The 15176-nt window shown below is 28.1% G+C and carries 19 protein-coding genes; all 19 read left to right on the top strand.

Features of this window, described 5'->3' with window-relative positions:
• The first annotated feature begins 37 nt into the window (after positions 1-37).
• Positions 38-670: a septum site-determining protein MinC gene (gene minC / locus ACFIJ5_RS12325; RefSeq protein ID WP_379807436.1), complete on the top strand. Its 633-nt coding sequence runs from the start codon at positions 38-40 to the stop codon at positions 668-670.
• 13 nt (positions 671-683) lie between these two features.
• Entirely contained in the window at positions 684-1481 is a 798-nt protein-coding gene (minD, locus tag ACFIJ5_RS12320; RefSeq protein ID WP_379807434.1) for a septum site-determining protein MinD, read from the top strand.
• 15 nt (positions 1482-1496) lie between these two features.
• Complete coding sequence (gene minE / locus ACFIJ5_RS12315; RefSeq protein ID WP_379807432.1) at positions 1497-1766, top strand: cell division topological specificity factor MinE; 270 nt, start codon at positions 1497-1499, stop codon at positions 1764-1766.
• 131 nt (positions 1767-1897) lie between these two features.
• On the top strand, positions 1898-3007 hold the full coding sequence (gene rodA / locus ACFIJ5_RS12310) for a rod shape-determining protein RodA (protein WP_379807430.1): 1110 nt from the start codon (positions 1898-1900) through the stop codon (positions 3005-3007).
• Positions 3008-3018: 11 nt separating this feature from the next.
• Entirely contained in the window at positions 3019-3417 is a 399-nt protein-coding gene (locus ACFIJ5_RS12305) for a methylglyoxal synthase (protein WP_379807428.1), read from the top strand.
• Positions 3418-3578: 161 nt separating this feature from the next.
• Positions 3579-4340, top strand: a complete 762-nt coding sequence (locus ACFIJ5_RS12300; RefSeq protein ID WP_379807426.1) for a M23 family metallopeptidase — start codon at positions 3579-3581, stop codon at positions 4338-4340.
• Between the two features lie 31 nt (positions 4341-4371).
• The gene (locus tag ACFIJ5_RS12295; protein WP_379807424.1) at positions 4372-5241 is read left to right on the top strand and encodes a M50 family metallopeptidase; all 870 of its coding nucleotides are present in this window, start codon (positions 4372-4374) and stop codon (positions 5239-5241) included.
• Between the two features lie 68 nt (positions 5242-5309).
• The gene (locus tag ACFIJ5_RS12290; protein WP_379807422.1) at positions 5310-7172 is read left to right on the top strand and encodes a TIGR03960 family B12-binding radical SAM protein; all 1863 of its coding nucleotides are present in this window, start codon (positions 5310-5312) and stop codon (positions 7170-7172) included.
• Positions 7150-7857, top strand: a complete 708-nt coding sequence (locus ACFIJ5_RS12285; RefSeq protein ID WP_379807420.1) for a TIGR03936 family radical SAM-associated protein — start codon at positions 7150-7152, stop codon at positions 7855-7857. Before ACFIJ5_RS12290 ends, ACFIJ5_RS12285 begins: the two co-directional genes overlap by 23 nt.
• Before the next feature lie 45 nt (positions 7858-7902).
• Positions 7903-9345, top strand: a complete 1443-nt coding sequence (locus ACFIJ5_RS12280; protein ID WP_379807418.1) for an Rne/Rng family ribonuclease — start codon at positions 7903-7905, stop codon at positions 9343-9345.
• Between the two features lie 118 nt (positions 9346-9463).
• A complete protein-coding gene (gene rplU, locus ACFIJ5_RS12275; RefSeq protein WP_379807416.1) occupies positions 9464-9775 on the top strand; it encodes a 50S ribosomal protein L21 in 312 nt (103 codons plus the stop codon).
• 2 nt (positions 9776-9777) lie between these two features.
• Positions 9778-10104, top strand: coding sequence for a ribosomal-processing cysteine protease Prp (locus tag ACFIJ5_RS12270; protein WP_379807414.1), 327 nt, complete (start codon positions 9778-9780; stop codon positions 10102-10104).
• A gap of 2 nt (positions 10105-10106) precedes the next feature.
• Positions 10107-10403, top strand: coding sequence for a 50S ribosomal protein L27 (gene rpmA, locus ACFIJ5_RS12265; RefSeq protein ID WP_379807412.1), 297 nt, complete (start codon positions 10107-10109; stop codon positions 10401-10403).
• A gap of 53 nt (positions 10404-10456) precedes the next feature.
• Complete coding sequence (locus tag ACFIJ5_RS12260) at positions 10457-11002, top strand: Spo0B domain-containing protein (protein ID WP_379807410.1); 546 nt, start codon at positions 10457-10459, stop codon at positions 11000-11002.
• 25 nt (positions 11003-11027) lie between these two features.
• Positions 11028-12305 carry a GTPase ObgE gene (gene obgE / locus ACFIJ5_RS12255; RefSeq protein WP_379809608.1) on the top strand — a complete coding sequence of 426 codons (1278 nt, stop codon included), beginning with the start codon at positions 11028-11030 and terminating at the stop codon, positions 12303-12305.
• Between the two features lie 15 nt (positions 12306-12320).
• Positions 12321-12611 carry a ribosome assembly RNA-binding protein YhbY gene (gene yhbY / locus ACFIJ5_RS12250; RefSeq protein ID WP_379807408.1) on the top strand — a complete coding sequence of 97 codons (291 nt, stop codon included), beginning with the start codon at positions 12321-12323 and terminating at the stop codon, positions 12609-12611.
• Positions 12612-12642: 31 nt separating this feature from the next.
• The gene (nadD, locus tag ACFIJ5_RS12245; protein ID WP_379807406.1) at positions 12643-13269 is read left to right on the top strand and encodes a nicotinate-nucleotide adenylyltransferase; all 627 of its coding nucleotides are present in this window, start codon (positions 12643-12645) and stop codon (positions 13267-13269) included.
• Complete coding sequence (gene yqeK, locus ACFIJ5_RS12240) at positions 13259-13825, top strand: bis(5'-nucleosyl)-tetraphosphatase (symmetrical) YqeK (RefSeq protein WP_379807404.1); 567 nt, start codon at positions 13259-13261, stop codon at positions 13823-13825. Before nadD ends, yqeK begins: the two co-directional genes overlap by 11 nt.
• Before the next feature lie 194 nt (positions 13826-14019).
• Positions 14020-15168: an LCP family protein gene (locus ACFIJ5_RS12235; protein ID WP_379807402.1), complete on the top strand. Its 1149-nt coding sequence runs from the start codon at positions 14020-14022 to the stop codon at positions 15166-15168.
• Positions 15169-15176 lie beyond the last annotated feature (8 nt).

The following is a 15176-nucleotide window of genomic DNA, read 5'->3' as shown; positions in this document are numbered from 1 at the left end:
AGTTATCTATGTTGGCTTACGGAGGTCTAAAAAGAATATGGTTACAGATAGAATAGTACTCAAAGGAAATAGAGAAGGATTGAATGTAGTTATAAATATGCATGTGTTCAAGAACTTCGAAGAAATGTTAGAAGCATTAGTTAAAAAATTGTCTAGAGGAAAAAAATTTTATAAAGGTGCTACATTAAAAGTAACTACTCAACTTCGATATATAAATGATAAAGAATTAAGGATATTAAAAAATGTACTATTTGATGAATTTTTAATACGAGATTGCATTTTTGAAGATGTAGATGAAAAGAAAGATAAAATTTTTAGAGGCATATATGAAGGTCGCACCAAATTTCTTCGGAGATCAGTAAGAAGTGGACAAGTTATAGATTATTCAGGTAATGTAGTTATTGTAGGAGATGTTAATCCAGGAGCTGAAATATATGCAGCAGGTAATATTATTATATTAGGTACCTTAAAAGGGTATGTTCATGCAGGAATAACAGGAAATACAAATGCTATAATTGCAGCTTTTAAGATGCAGCCACAAATATTACAAATTGCAAATGTTATGACTAGATCACCAGATGATGGTATGAGACCTACATATCCTGAAGTAGCTAAAATAAAAGGAAACAGTATAATAGTAGAACCGTATTTACCAAATAAATTTATATAATGGAGGGAAAAAAATGGGAGAAGCGATTGTTATAACGTCAGGAAAAGGTGGAGTAGGAAAAACAACAACCACTGCAAACATTGGAACTGCATTAGCATCTATGAATAAAAAGGTAGTTTTAATTGACGGAGATACAGGTCTTAGAAATTTAGATGTGCTCATGGGATTAGAAAATAGAATAGTTTTTACTCTAATAGATGTAATAGAAGAAAGATGTAGATTAAAACAAGCGTTAATAAGAGATAAAAGATTTACTGATTTATTTTTACTTCCAACAGCTCAAACAAAGGATAAGAGTGATGTAAGTGCAAAAGATATGCTGGAATTAGTAAATAAACTAAAGGAAGAGTTTGATTATGTTATAATTGATTGCCCAGCAGGAATTGAACAAGGATTTGAAAATTCAATAATTGGAGCTGATAGAGCTCTTATAGTAGTTAATCCAGAAGTAACTTCTGTAAGAGATTCAGATAGAGTTATTGGAAAATTAGATGCTAAAGGTCTTGAAAATCACCAACTTGTGATAAATAGAATAAACTACGAAATGACAAAAAATGGAGAAATGTTGGATATAGATGATATTTTAGATAGTTTAGCTATAAAACTCATCGGTGTTGTGCCAGATGATAGAAATATTACTATATCTACTAATAAAGGTGAACCAATTGTATTAGATGAGAAAGCTTTTGCTGGACAAGCTTTTAAAGATATTGCAAGAAGAATTACTGGAGAAGAAGTTGCTTTTGTGCCAATGGAAGTACCTAAAGGTGGATTTTTTGCTTCATTAAAGAGAATTTTTAATATAAAGTAAAGGGAGAGTAGGTAGATGGATTTATTAAAAATATTTTCAAATAAACCCTCATCTAAACAAGTTGCAAAAGAGAGATTAAAATTGATATTGGTTCATGACAGAACAGATTTTTCAAAAGACTTTTTAGAAGATATAAAAGAAGCATTATTGAAAGTAATATCTAATTACGCAGAAATAGATAGTGAAGGGTTAGATGTAAAGTTTGCAAAAACTGAAGATGCCAGTGGACCTAAGCCAGCACTTATTGCTAGTATTCCAATAAAAAAAATGAGACGAAAGTATTAAATGCATTAAATTAACATTTTGTAAAATTATAAGGTTATGTGCGATTTTTAATATATTGCACATAGCTTTTTTTTTCGTATACTGATATAATAATAAGGGCGTATCTGTTTAATTTTGGAGGGATTTTTAAGATGTTAGATAAGCTTAAGATAAATAAAAAACTTTTAAGAGAATTAGATATTATTGTGATTTTACTTGCTATATTAATAGTGGTATTTGGAGCATTAAATATATATAGTGCTACTAAGGGAATAAACCTTTGTAAGCGTCAATTAATATGGCTTGTAGTTGGATTGGTAGTTGTGTACTTAATTTTAACTATTGATTATCATCTTATAAAGAATTATACTCCACTTATTTATTGGTCTTGCGTAGTGCTACTTTTATTAAATGATTTTGTTTTAGGAAAAATATCTAAAGGGGCAAGATCATGGATAAAAATAGGAGGTGTATCCATTCAACCTTCTGAGTTTGCAAAGATAGGAATGATGCTTATGCTGGCTAAAAAAATAGATGATATGGATGGTAAGATTAATGAACCTAAAAATTTGTTAACATTACTAATATATGCCGGTATTCCTATGGTTTTGATAGTTATTCAACCAGATATGGGAATGACAATGGTATGTTTTTTCATAGTACTTGGAATATTTTTCGTAAGTGGTTTAGATATAAAAACTATAATTGGTGGATTGATTAGTTTAACATTATTGATTGCTATAACATGGAATTCAGGATTGATTAAGCCATATCAACAACAAAGGTTAACTTCTTTTTTAAATCCTGAGGCAGATCAGTTAGGTGCTAATTTGCAGCTTACACAGTCTCTTATAGGAATAGGATCTGGTGGGATATTTGGTAAGGGATTTACACAGGGTACTCAAACTTCTTTAAGTTTTGTTCCTGAGGCACATACAGATTTTATTTTTGCAGTTGTAGGAGAAGAATGGGGACTTGTTGGATCTATAGTACTTTTAATTTTGTATTCTATATTAATTTTTAGATTAATAAAAATATCAAGAACAGCAAAGGATCTATTTGGTTCAATGCTTTGTATAGGAATTGTTTCAACATTTTTATTTTCTTTATTACAAAATATAGGTATGACAATAGGAATCATGCCAATTACAGGTATAACTTTACCTTTAATGAGTTATGGAGGAAGTTCTATATTAACTAGCCTTATAGCTTTAGGATTAGCTTTAAATGTTGGTATGAGGAGGAAAAAAATTAATTTTTAGGGGGAATTTTTATGAGGATAGCTTTTATTGCTCATGACAACAAGAAGGATGACATGATTGATTTTGTAAAAAGATATGAAAATCTTTTTGAAGGACATGAATTGTTTGCTACAGGAACTACAGGAAGATTAATCAATGAAATTGTAGGACTAAAGGTACATAGGTTTCTTTCAGGACCTTTAGGAGGAGATCAGCAAATAGGGGCCAAAATAGCTCAAGGGGAAATTGATTTTGTAATATTTTTAAGAGACCCTCTTACAGCACAACCACATGAACCAGATGTTTCAGCACTTCTTAGGATTTGCGATGTACATCATGTTGCATTAGCTACTAATTTAGGTGCTGCAGAGTTTTTTGTAAAGGCATTAAAAAGTCATAATATGAAATTAAAAAATATACAAACAGTTTAGTATTATAGAAAATAAAGAGGCTTTTAAGCTTTAATTAGAGTTTTTCGAATGTATTAATTCGAAAAACTCTTTTTTATATATAAAAGTTAAGTTTACAATTGTCATATAAAAAAGAGAAAAATAATATATATAAAAAGTAAGTGATAATTTGGAGGAAGATTATGGGTAATTATAATTATCAATATCAAAACTATTATAATTCAATGGCAAATAGAGGGAAAGGTACAAGTGGTAGAGTTACGCACACAAAAAAAAACAATATGAATTATTTTACAAAAAGAATTATAACAGAATTAACAGGAGTATTAATACTTTCACTTTTTGTACTTACGTGTAAGCTAGTTGTTACTCCTAAAACTGAGGCAGTGTACAATTATTCTAAAGAGATAGTGAATAAAAATTATGATTATAAACAAATAGTAGCAAAAGTTAAAGGAATAAAGTTTACAGAGATACAAACTCAAGCGCAAGAATTTATTGATAAGGTAATAAGTAAAATAAAAGGAGAAGACACTACAAAAGACACTATAAAGAAAGAATTTGTAATGCCCTGCACAGGTAAAATAACTTCTGGTTTTGGAGAAAGGAAAGATCCTATTTCAGGTAAAAAAAAGTTTCATAAAGGGATTGATATATCAGTAGCAGAAAAGACTCCAATTAAAGTTAGTGCTGATGGTATTGTGAAGGTATGTAAAGAAGACAAAGAATTAGGAAAATACATAATTATTGATCATGGGTTAGGTATAGAAACTAAATATGCCCATTTAAATGAAATAAACGTAAAAGAAGATCAGAAAGTTAAAAAAGGAAACATTATTGGGAAGAGTGGCAATACAGGAAAAAGTACAGGACCACATTTGCATTTTGAGATAATTTATATGGGAGAAAGTAAAAATCCAAAAGATTTTTTTAAAATCAAATAAATTTTTGTAATCTGTTTTGATGGGGGAGTTAATGATTAAGCTCAATAAATATTTTGTTTTATACTTTTTATTATTAATAATTATAGGTTTTAAAGGAGAACTTATAGTTTCTTTTTTTATAGCTTTTTTGCATGAAATGGTTCATTATTTAACTGCTAGATTTTTAGGATTTTCGGGATTTGATATAGAAGTATTACCTGTAGGAACAGCACTTAAATTGAAAAACCTAGATGAAGCTACATCCACAGAAGATTTAATTATTTCTATATCAGGTCCCTTATTTAATTTAATTTGTGCAGCTATTTTTTATGTGTTAGGAAAATATTATATAAATAATGAAATAATCTATCTTATATTTTTAACTAATTTAGTCTTAGGTATATTTAATTTAATTCCTGCACTTCCTTTAGATGGTGGAAGAATATTAAGAGATTTATTGTGTATGAAAAATATTTATGGTAAATCTAATAAAATAGTTATAAACATTAGCATTGTAGTAGGAAGTATATTTTCATTGATTTATCTAGTTATTTTTTATTGTAATAAGGTGAATTTAAATAACTTAAGTGTCGGTTTTATAGGAATTTTTATTGTTTCTTATTGTATAAAGGATAAAGAAAGGATAGCGTATTTTATTATGGGGGATATTATTAAAAAGAAGTATAAATTTTTAAAAAGAGGATATATGGAAAATAAAAGTATTTCTATATATTATAAAAAAGATTTACTTTCATTAATGAATATAATTGATAGCAATAGATATAATACTTTTTATATACTTAATGAAGAAATGGAAATATTACAGGTAATGTGTGAGAATGAAGTAATTGAGGCATTAAAGGAATACGGCAATATAACTCTTGAAGAATATATAAATAAACAAAATATTTATTTGTCTTAAAAGTTTTAAATTTATTTACTATGTGATAAAATAGGAAGATGTGATTAACTCATGAGGAGGAGTATTTAATGATTAAAAATTTGGATGACATTTTATTTAAAGTACAAAAGCCTGCAAGATATATAGGTGGCGAATTTAACTCTTTTAATAAAGATAAAAATCAAGTTGATATACGATTTGCATTTTGTTTTCCTGATGTATATGAAGTAGGTATGTCACATCTTGGAATGAAAATATTATATTATACTCTTAATAAAAGAGAAGATACATTTTGTGAAAGAGCTTTTGCTCCATGGCCGGATATGGAAGAACTTATGAGAGAAAATAATATACCTTTGTATACATTAGAAACTAAGGATTCTTTAAAGGAATTTAATTTTATAGCATTTACTCTTCAATATGAGATGAGTTATACAAATATATTGAATATGCTGAATATGTCTGGAATAGAAATTAGAGCTTCAAAAAGAAAAGAAAATGATCCAATAGTAATATGTGGAGGACCATGTGCTTATAATCCAGAGCCTCTTTATGATATAGCGGATATTTTTTCTCTAGGAGAGGGAGAAGAACATTTAAATGATCTATTAGATTTATATAAAAAAATGAAAGAACAAGGTAAAAGTAAAGATGAATTTCTAAAAGAAGCTGCTAAGATAGAAGGTACTTATGTTCCTAAGTTTTACGATGTACAATATAATGAAGATGGAACAATTAAGGAATTTAAACCTATTAGTGATGAATTACCTAGTAAAATAACAAAAAGAATTATAACTAATTTCAAAGATGTACAATATCCAACAAATCTTATAGTACCTTATACTGAAATAGTTCATGATAGAATTATGCTTGAAACCTTTAGAGGATGTACTAGAGGATGTAGATTCTGTCAAGCAGGAATGATATATAGACCTGTTAGAGAAAAAACAACAGATAAGCTTATAGAACTTGCAGAGGAACTTGTTAAAAATACAGGATATGAAGAAATATCGCTTACATCTTTAAGTATTTGTGATTATTCAGATATAAAAAATTTAATATTTAGTTTAATTGAGAAATACAAAGATAAAAAGGTAGGAGTATCTTTGCCTTCTATAAGAATAGATTCTTTTGCCGTAGATTTAATAAAGGAAATACAAAAAGTAAGAAAAACAGGACTTACTTTTGCTCCAGAAGCAGGAACTCAAAGAATGAGAGATGTGATAAACAAAGGAGTAACGGAACAAAATCTTATAGATTCTGTTAGTAGTGCTTTTAAAGCTGGTTGGAAAACATTAAAACTTTATTTTATGATTGGACTACCATATGAAACATTGGAAGATGTTGAAGGTATTGCAGAGCTTTCACAAAAAGTTGTAGAAGAATATTATAAAGTTCCAAAGGAACAAAGACAAAAAGGATTAAAGGTTACAACAAGTACTTCAATTTTTGTACCAAAACCATTTACTCCATTCCAGTGGGTACCACAAGATAGAATGGAAAATGTAAAGGAAAAAATAGGTCTTATAAGAGATTCAATAAAAAGTAAGAGAATCACATATAATTGGCATGAATCTCCAGTTAGCTTTATGGAAGCGATTTTTGCAAGAGGAGATAGAAAACTTTGTGATGTATTAATTAAAGCGTTTGAAAAGGGTGCTAGATTTGATGGTTGGAATGAACATTTTGATTTTGATATATGGAAAGAAGCACTTGAAGAATGTAATGTAGATGGAGAGTTTTATGCATATAGACAAAGAAGTTATGATGAAATACTTCCATGGGATTTTATAGATGTAGGAGTATCTAAAGAATTTTTAATTAGGGAAAGTGAAAAAGCTAAAAATGAAGTCGTTACACCAGATTGTAGATTAGGATGTAAGGGTTGTGGTGTAAATACGAACAAAATGTTAAAAGAAGGGAAGTGTTTTGAAGGTGCGATATTTAGTTAAGTATACTAAAGAAAATGAAATAAAATTTATTTCACATCTAGATTTAATGAGAACTATTCAAAGAACTATAAGAAGAGCAGAACTGAAAGTAGAATATTCAAAAGGGTTTAACCCGCATATGACTTTATCTATTGCTCAACCTTTATCTGTTGGTGTATATTCTTATGGAGAATATTTTGATGTGTACCTTCTAGAAGAAATGGATGAGAAAGATATAAAAAATAAATTGAATGATAGTGCTCCAAATGGAATAAAGATTTTAGATGTTAAAAAGGTTGTACCTAAAGATGATAAAAAAATACCACCTTCAATGGCATTGATAGAATCAGCGTCGTATAGTATAAAGATACCATACAAAGATACAACAGGTTTAAATGAAGAACTTGATGAGTTGTTGAAACAAAAAGAGTGGAATATGGTTAAGAAAACCAAAAAAGGTAAAAAAGAAGTTGATATAAAATCTATGATAAAAAAAATAGATTTTAATATAGAAAGAGAATATTTAGGTATAAAAACATTAGTTCTTTGTGGTAGTAAGGGAAATTTATCAGCTCAATTACTTGCAGATTTTATAAAAAATAATACTAGCAATGCGCATATGGAGAGATTTGTTAAAATAGAAAGAGAAGAGTTATATACATATAAAAATAAAAAATTAGTTAGTCTATTAGAGTATTTTAGTTAAGAAATTAATGTATTGGTTTCACTTTTAAGGGGTTGATATGACGAAATGAAGAAAATCTTTGTGGAAAGAGAACAAGGAATTATAAGAATAGCTGTTAGGGAAAAAGAACAATTATTAGAGTTATTTATTGAAGAAGAATTTAGCGAACCACATAGAGGACAGATATATAAAGGAATAGTAAAGAATATTGTTCCAGCTATAAAATGTGCATTTATAGATATTGGGTATGATAAAAATTGTTATATGTATTTGGATGATAAATTTAACAACATAAATGTAAAAAAAGGTGACGATGTAATAGTAGAAATAGTGAAAGAAAGTATTGGAGATAAAGGGCCTAAAGTTACAAATGCAATAAGCGTAGCGGGAAGATATTCGGTTATAAATGCATTAGATACACGGGTAAGTTTTTCAAGAAAAATTGAAAATGAACAATATAAAAAAGACATATTAAGTAGTATAAGGAAACCAGAGAATACGGGAGTTATATTACGAACTAGAGCTTTAAATGTAGATATTAATAAAATCAATGATGAAATAGGACAATTATATAAACTTTATAATAAGGTTATTAAAGAAGGTACTTATTCATTAAAATCTAAACTTATATATGATAACGGTGGTATAGTTGGAAAAATATTAAGAGATGTTGTAAATGATGATATAAAAGAAATAATTGTAAATAATAATAAAGACTATTCATATATTAAAGATTTTATTATTGATAAAGAAGATATAAGTACTAATGTTGTTTTATATGAAGAAGAACAAAGTCTATTTCATTTTTATGAAATAGAGAAAGAAATTATACAACTTAGAAACAATAGAATCCCATTAAAATGTGGTGGATACATAGTTATAGATAAAACAGAGGCAATGTATGTTATTGATGTGAATTCAGGAAAAAATACAAAACATAGATCTATTAAGAAAACAGCCCTTAATACCAATATGGAAGCTGCTTATGAAATTATACGACAAGTCAAATTGAAAAATTTGAGTGGAATAATTATTATAGATTTTATAGATATGACTGACTTGCAAAATAAAAAGAAAGTTTTAGATATTTTAGAAAAGGGATTTTGTAATGACAAAAGAAAAACTATTGTATATCCATTTACACAATTAAATTTGGTTCAGATATCAAGACAAAGAATAGGTAAAGATATATATAGTTATCTAGAAGAAAGATGTAAGATGTGCAGCGGAAATGGTAAAAGAATAAAATTATCTTATTTGAAATTTTTAATACGAAACGAAGTATTAAAAATTAAAAATGAGTATAATATCGATAATGTGTACATAGAAATCGGGAAAATATATAAGAAAGATATTTTAGATGATATAGTAGGATTTGTTACAAAGATACAAGCATTAGATGAGAAAGTATATATTAAATATATGGATGATAATGAGCATTTTAAAGTAGAACCTCTTTTATTTGCTAATCAGTTAAAAAATATGGAGTCTTATAAAATATATGGGTAAATTGTGCTTTACAAATTAAAATTTATGTGATAAAATGGCTTTTGTAGACCGCGCAGACAAGGTGATAAATCGCGTATGCGTGCCTTGAATGGCGAGACTGGATTGAGGAGGTGTTTGTATGTACGCAGTATTAGCAAGTGGTGGAAAACAATATAAAGTTTCAGAAGGAGACGTTATATGTGTTGAAAAATTAAATGCAGAAGTTGATTCAACTGTTGAATTAAATGACGTTCTTATAGTTAATAAAGATGGAGAATTAGTCGTTGGAAGACCTGTAGTAGAAGGTGCTAAGGTTGTAGCTAAAGTTTTACAACAAGGAAAAGCTAGAAAAGTTACAGTATTTAAGTATAAAGCTAAAAAGCACTACAGAAAGAAACAAGGTCATAGACAACCATTTACAAAGTTACAAATAGAATCAATTGAAGCTTAGTTATGACTAATGTATTATTTAAAAAGAAACAGGGCAAAATAGTTTCATTTAATATTAATGGACATTCGGGTTTTGATGAATATAATAGGGATATTGTTTGTAGTGGTATTTCTGTACTATCACAAACAACTCTTATTGGTATATTAGAGGTTTTGAAGATAGATGTTGATTATTCTATAAAAGATGGATTTTTAAGTTTATCCATTGAACAAAACAGCTGTAGTGAAATACACAAATGTCAAGTTTTATTGAAAACTATGTTGCTAGGTTTGAAAAGTATGGAACTGAGTTACGGTGATTATATAAGCGTAAACGTAGAGGAGGTGTAGATATGTTAGTAATGAACCTTCAATTATTTGCACATAAAAAAGGGGTAGGTAGTTCTAAGAATGGTAGAGATAGTGAAGCTAAAAGACTTGGAACTAAATGTGCTGATGGACAATTTGTTTTAGCAGGAAATATTTTGGTAAGACAAAGAGGAACTAAAATTCATCCAGGATTAAATGTTGGAAGAGGCGGCGATGACACTCTTTATGCAAAAGAAGATGGAATCGTAAAATATGAAAGATTCGGAAAAAGTAAAAAAAGAGCAAATGTTTATCCTGTAGAAGTAGAAATTGCTGAATAATTTAAGGCACCCTTTATGGGTGCTTTTTTAAAATGCACATATGGGGGATTGAAATGGAAGATACGAATTATAGTGTTAAATGTTTGAGAAAACAGAGACATGATTTCATGAATGACATTCAAATTATTTATGGGTATTTGCAAACTCAAAATTCAGATAAAGCTAAAGAATATATAAAATCAATAAGTAAAAAAAATGAAATTATAAGTAGTATATATAGTTTAGGGGATAATTTTTTAGGGTTATGTTTAGAAAAAAATTTAAAAAAATTATGGAGTAAAGAAGTAGAAGTAAGTTTGGATATAGAGATAAATGAATTAAAAGAATCAATTTTTAAAGAGTATTTTGATAAAAAATGTGATTTAGCAAATAATATATTTAATGAATTAGAAAATAACAAATGTAAATTTGTTTATATATATCTATACGAAGATGAATTAGGAAAAAATATGTTTATATCTAATAATGAAGATATGGTAGATGAATTAAATTGGATGGAACAATGGGAAAAGATAAGCAGTGATATTGATAAACTTTTATTTTATAAGTGTTACTATGATGATAATTTAGCATATAGAATTATATTTAGTAAAAATTAAAATTGATTGAGGTAGGGTGAAAGAAATGTTTATAGATACAGCGAAAATTTTTGTTAAATCTGGAAGAGGTGGAGATGGAGCCATTGCCTTTAGAAGGGAAAAATATGTAGCATTAGGTGGTCCTGATGGAGGAGATGGAGGAAAAGGAGGAAATGTCATATTAGTGGCAGATTCCCAATCAACTACGCTTTTAGATTTTACTTATAAGAGAAAGTATGCAGCTCCTTTGGGTGAAAATGGCTCAGGTTCAAAATCATATGGTAAGGATGGAAAAGATTTATACATAAAAGTTCCTCTTGGAACTATTGTTAGAGATTTTGAAACTAATAAAATAATGGCAGATTTATCCCACCCAGATGATAAATTTATTGTTGCAAAAGGTGGAAGAGGTGGAAAAGGAAATGCTAAGTTTGCAACACCTACAAGACAGGCACCAAGATTTGCTGAACCTGGAATGCCAGGGGAAGAAAGATTTATATTATTAGAATTAAAACTTTTAGCAGATGTAGGTCTTGTTGGATTTCCTAATGTAGGAAAATCTACATTGCTATCTATGGTTTCAAAAGCTAAGCCTAAAATAGCAAATTACCATTTTACTACACTTAAACCTAATTTAGGAGTAGTAGATATGAAAGGACTTTCAGGTTTTGTAATTGCAGATATACCAGGTATTATTGAAGGTGCAGCAAAGGGAGTAGGATTAGGTTTAGAATTTTTAAGACATATAGAAAGAACTAGATTGTTAATTCATGTGGTAGATGTGTCTGGTATTGAGGGTAGAGATCCAATAGAAGATTTTATGAAAATAAATGAAGAGTTAAAAAAATATAGTGTAAAGCTATGGGATAGACCTCAAATAATTGCAGCAAATAAATGTGATATGCTTTATGATGAAGAAGTATTTAATAATTTTAAAAAGAAATTAAATGAAATGGGATATGATAATGTATTTAAAATATCAGCTGCAACACGTGAAGGTGTTGATGAACTTATGAAAGAATGTGGAAGAATTTTAAGTTCAATCCCTGTAAAAGATTTAGAAATATCAGAAGAAGAAAGATATATTGAAGAAGAAAAGAAATTTACTTATACAATAAGAAAAGATGATGATGAAGCATATGTGGTAGAAGGTACTTTTGTAGATAGACTATTAAATGCTGTTAATGTTAATGATACTGATTCATTAAGATATTTTCATAAAGTACTTAAAAATAAAGGCGTTTTTGATGAATTGAAAAAGATGGGAATACAAGACGGTGATATTGTAAGAGTAAATGATTTTGAATTTGAATATTTGTTATAATAGGAGGAACAAGTTATGTTAAGTGGAAAACAAAGAAGTTATTTAAGAGGACTGGCTAACAGAATAAATCCGATTTTTCAAGTAGGAAAAAGTGGAATTGAGGAATCATTTTTAAAACAGGTAGATGATGCTTTAGAAGCAAGAGAACTTATAAAGATAAAGGTATTAAATAACAGTCTTATGGAAACTAGAGAGGCATCAGATATTATATGTGAAAAATTAAACTGTGAAGGAATTCAAGCTATAGGCAGTAAGTTTGTGCTTTACAGAAAATCAAACAAAAAACCAAAAATAGAGTTGCCATAACAGTAAAACATTGTGTGAAAGAAGTGTGAATATGAAGAAGAAAGCTATATTTGGAGGGACTTTTGATCCAATACATAATGGCCATTTGCATATAGCTTATGAGGCATTATACAAATTTAATTTAGATAAAGTAATATTTATGCCTAGTGGTAATCCACCTCATAAAACACACAAGGTAATAACAGATGCTAATGTAAGGTGTAAGTTAGTTGAATTAGCGATTAAAAATGAAGAAAAATTTGAAATTAGCTATTATGAAGTATTGAAAAAAGGACTTAGTTTTACATATGAAACGCTTGAATTTTTTAATAAATCAGAAAAAGATACTCAATGGTATTTTATAACGGGTGTAGATTGCTTAATGGAAATTGATACTTGGAAAAATGTAAAAAAAATATTATCAAATTGTAAATTTACAGTGTTTAATAGAACAGGATATAATATTTATGATATATTATATAAGAAAAATGAAGTAGAGGAAAAATACAAAGAAAAAATTGAGTTCTTAAATATACCTATATTGGATATTTCTTCTACTAAAATAAGAAAAATGATAAAAAATGGACAAGAAGTGTTTTATTTACTTCCACATACAGTGAATGAATATATAAAAGATAACAGATTATATAGGAGTAGGGGGACTGGAAATGTGGAATGAAGACAAAATAATAAGTTATTTAAAATGTAATTTAAAAGAAAAAAGATTTATACATAGTATTGGAGTTAGGGATACTGCAGAAAAATTAGCAGTAAGATATAAAATAGATTCACATAAAGCTAGAATAGCAGGATTGGTACATGATTGTGCTAAAAATTTAAGTGATGAAGCATTATTAAAAATAGTAATGCAAGAAAATAAACAAGTTGATAAAGTTTGCAAAGTGCAGCCTCAATTATTGCACGGAGAAGCAGGATCAATAATGGCAAAAAATATAATGAATATATTTGATGATGAAATTCTTAGTGCTGTGAAATATCATACTACAGCAAAAGAAAATATGACTATTTTAGAAAAAATAATTTATATAGCGGATTATATAGAGCCTTCTAGAGATTTTCAAGGTGTTGAAAAACTTAGACAGCTTGTTTTTGAAGATTTGGATAGAGCATTAATTCAATCTTTTGATAATACCATTAAGTTTGTTATATCTAAAAAACAGCTTATACATCCTTGCACAATAAGTGCAAGGAATTATCTGATTTTAGAAAGATAGTGGTAAATATTATAAATTATAAATAAAGGAATAGAAAGTAGTAGGTGAAAAAAGTTAATGGATAATGGACGAAATAAAAAACAAAAAAGAAAAAGAAGAGTAGTAAATTAAAAAAGTTTTTTATTGGAATAGTACTTATTGCTTTAATTGGTGTTGTAGGATTTGGGGCATATTCATATTATTGTTTGTGGAGTATGAGTCACTCTAGTAGTAATGAAGATTTAAGTAGTGGACATAAACCTAAAAATGTAAAGGTTGCAAAAGAGGGTGAACCAATAAACGTGCTTGTTGTTGGTGTAGATATTGGTACACCAGGTGCTAAAAATCCAAATGACCCAAAAAGAACAGATACTATGATGGTTATGCATTATAATCCAGATAAAAGTACTGTAAATGTAGTATCAGTACCAAGAGATACAATGATAAGAATAAATGGTCGTAGGGAGAAAATCAATGCGGCTCATGCTATTGGCGGTATGGATTATGCTATAGATGCTGTAGAGAAGCTTTTAGATATACCAATTAACTATTACGTAAAGGTAGATTATCAAGGGTTTAGAGAAATTATAGATGCATTAGGCGGAATTGAGATGCCAATAAAATATAATATGAATTATGATGATCCAGAACAAAACCTACATATACATTTCAGAAAGGGTACTACAGTTAACTTAGATGGTAAGAAAGCTGAAGAATTTTTTAGATGGAGAAAGAATAATAATGGTACTGGTCTTGCAGAAGGTGATATAGGTAGAATTAAAAATCAACATATGTTTATAGAAAAAGTTATGGAAAAAGTTAAAAGTCCTACGATAGTATTAAAACTTAATAGTATATTATCTATAATTCCTAAATATATAAAAACTAATATGCAGCCAGGTGAAATTATATCTTATGGACTTGAGATAGCTAAATTGGATAATAACAACATAAAGATGTCAACTTTACAAGGTGAGGGTAAATATATAAATAAGGTATCGTATTATGTATATGATAGTTCTAAAAATGCTGAGCTATTAAATGAATTACATGATTTAAAACCTATGTCCATTGATAAGGGAGATATAAAAATTAAAGTACTTAATGGTACAAAGAAGTCTGGGCTTGCATCAAATTTTTCTACATATTTAAATCAAAAGGGATATACTAATATTAAAACAGGAAATGGACAAAAAACTAATTCTACAAAAATAATATTTAATAAAAAATTAGATGAAGATGTTATGTCAAATATTAAAAATGAATTTAATATCCATAATGTAGAAAATAACTATTCAAATGATGGAAATTTTGATATAATAGTGTTGCTTGGAGAAGATCACGATTACATTCAATCAAATTAACATCATAA

Source organism: Haloimpatiens myeolchijeotgali (genome assembly GCF_042688525.2).
Taxonomy (GTDB): Bacteria; Bacillota; Clostridia; order Clostridiales; family Clostridiaceae; genus Haloimpatiens.
The sequence above is the reverse complement of the archived record's forward strand: the minus strand, read 5'-3'. Positions and strand labels throughout refer to the sequence as shown.

Coding starts and splice junctions, on each gene's coding strand:
- rpmA (WP_379807412.1), top strand. CDS start 10,107: ATGTTAGTAATGAACCTTCAATTATTTGCACATAAAAAAGGGGTAGGT.
- yhbY (WP_379807408.1), top strand. CDS start 12,321: ATGTTAAGTGGAAAACAAAGAAGTTATTTAAGAGGACTGGCTAACAGA.
- rplU (WP_379807416.1), top strand. CDS start 9,464: ATGTACGCAGTATTAGCAAGTGGTGGAAAACAATATAAAGTTTCAGAA.
- minC (WP_379807436.1), top strand. CDS start 38: ATGGTTACAGATAGAATAGTACTCAAAGGAAATAGAGAAGGATTGAAT.
- obgE (WP_379809608.1), top strand. CDS start 11,028: ATGTTTATAGATACAGCGAAAATTTTTGTTAAATCTGGAAGAGGTGGA.
- ACFIJ5_RS12270 (WP_379807414.1), top strand. CDS start 9,778: ATGACTAATGTATTATTTAAAAAGAAACAGGGCAAAATAGTTTCATTT.
- ACFIJ5_RS12280 (WP_379807418.1), top strand. CDS start 7,903: ATGAAGAAAATCTTTGTGGAAAGAGAACAAGGAATTATAAGAATAGCT.
- ACFIJ5_RS12300 (WP_379807426.1), top strand. CDS start 3,579: ATGGGTAATTATAATTATCAATATCAAAACTATTATAATTCAATGGCA.
- rodA (WP_379807430.1), top strand. CDS start 1,898: ATGTTAGATAAGCTTAAGATAAATAAAAAACTTTTAAGAGAATTAGAT.
- ACFIJ5_RS12260 (WP_379807410.1), top strand. CDS start 10,457: ATGGAAGATACGAATTATAGTGTTAAATGTTTGAGAAAACAGAGACAT.
- ACFIJ5_RS12305 (WP_379807428.1), top strand. CDS start 3,019: ATGAGGATAGCTTTTATTGCTCATGACAACAAGAAGGATGACATGATT.
- ACFIJ5_RS12290 (WP_379807422.1), top strand. CDS start 5,310: ATGATTAAAAATTTGGATGACATTTTATTTAAAGTACAAAAGCCTGCA.
- nadD (WP_379807406.1), top strand. CDS start 12,643: ATGAAGAAGAAAGCTATATTTGGAGGGACTTTTGATCCAATACATAAT.
- yqeK (WP_379807404.1), top strand. CDS start 13,259: ATGTGGAATGAAGACAAAATAATAAGTTATTTAAAATGTAATTTAAAA.
- ACFIJ5_RS12295 (WP_379807424.1), top strand. CDS start 4,372: ATGATTAAGCTCAATAAATATTTTGTTTTATACTTTTTATTATTAATA.
- ACFIJ5_RS12235 (WP_379807402.1), top strand. CDS start 14,020: ATGAGTCACTCTAGTAGTAATGAAGATTTAAGTAGTGGACATAAACCT.
- minE (WP_379807432.1), top strand. CDS start 1,497: ATGGATTTATTAAAAATATTTTCAAATAAACCCTCATCTAAACAAGTT.
- minD (WP_379807434.1), top strand. CDS start 684: ATGGGAGAAGCGATTGTTATAACGTCAGGAAAAGGTGGAGTAGGAAAA.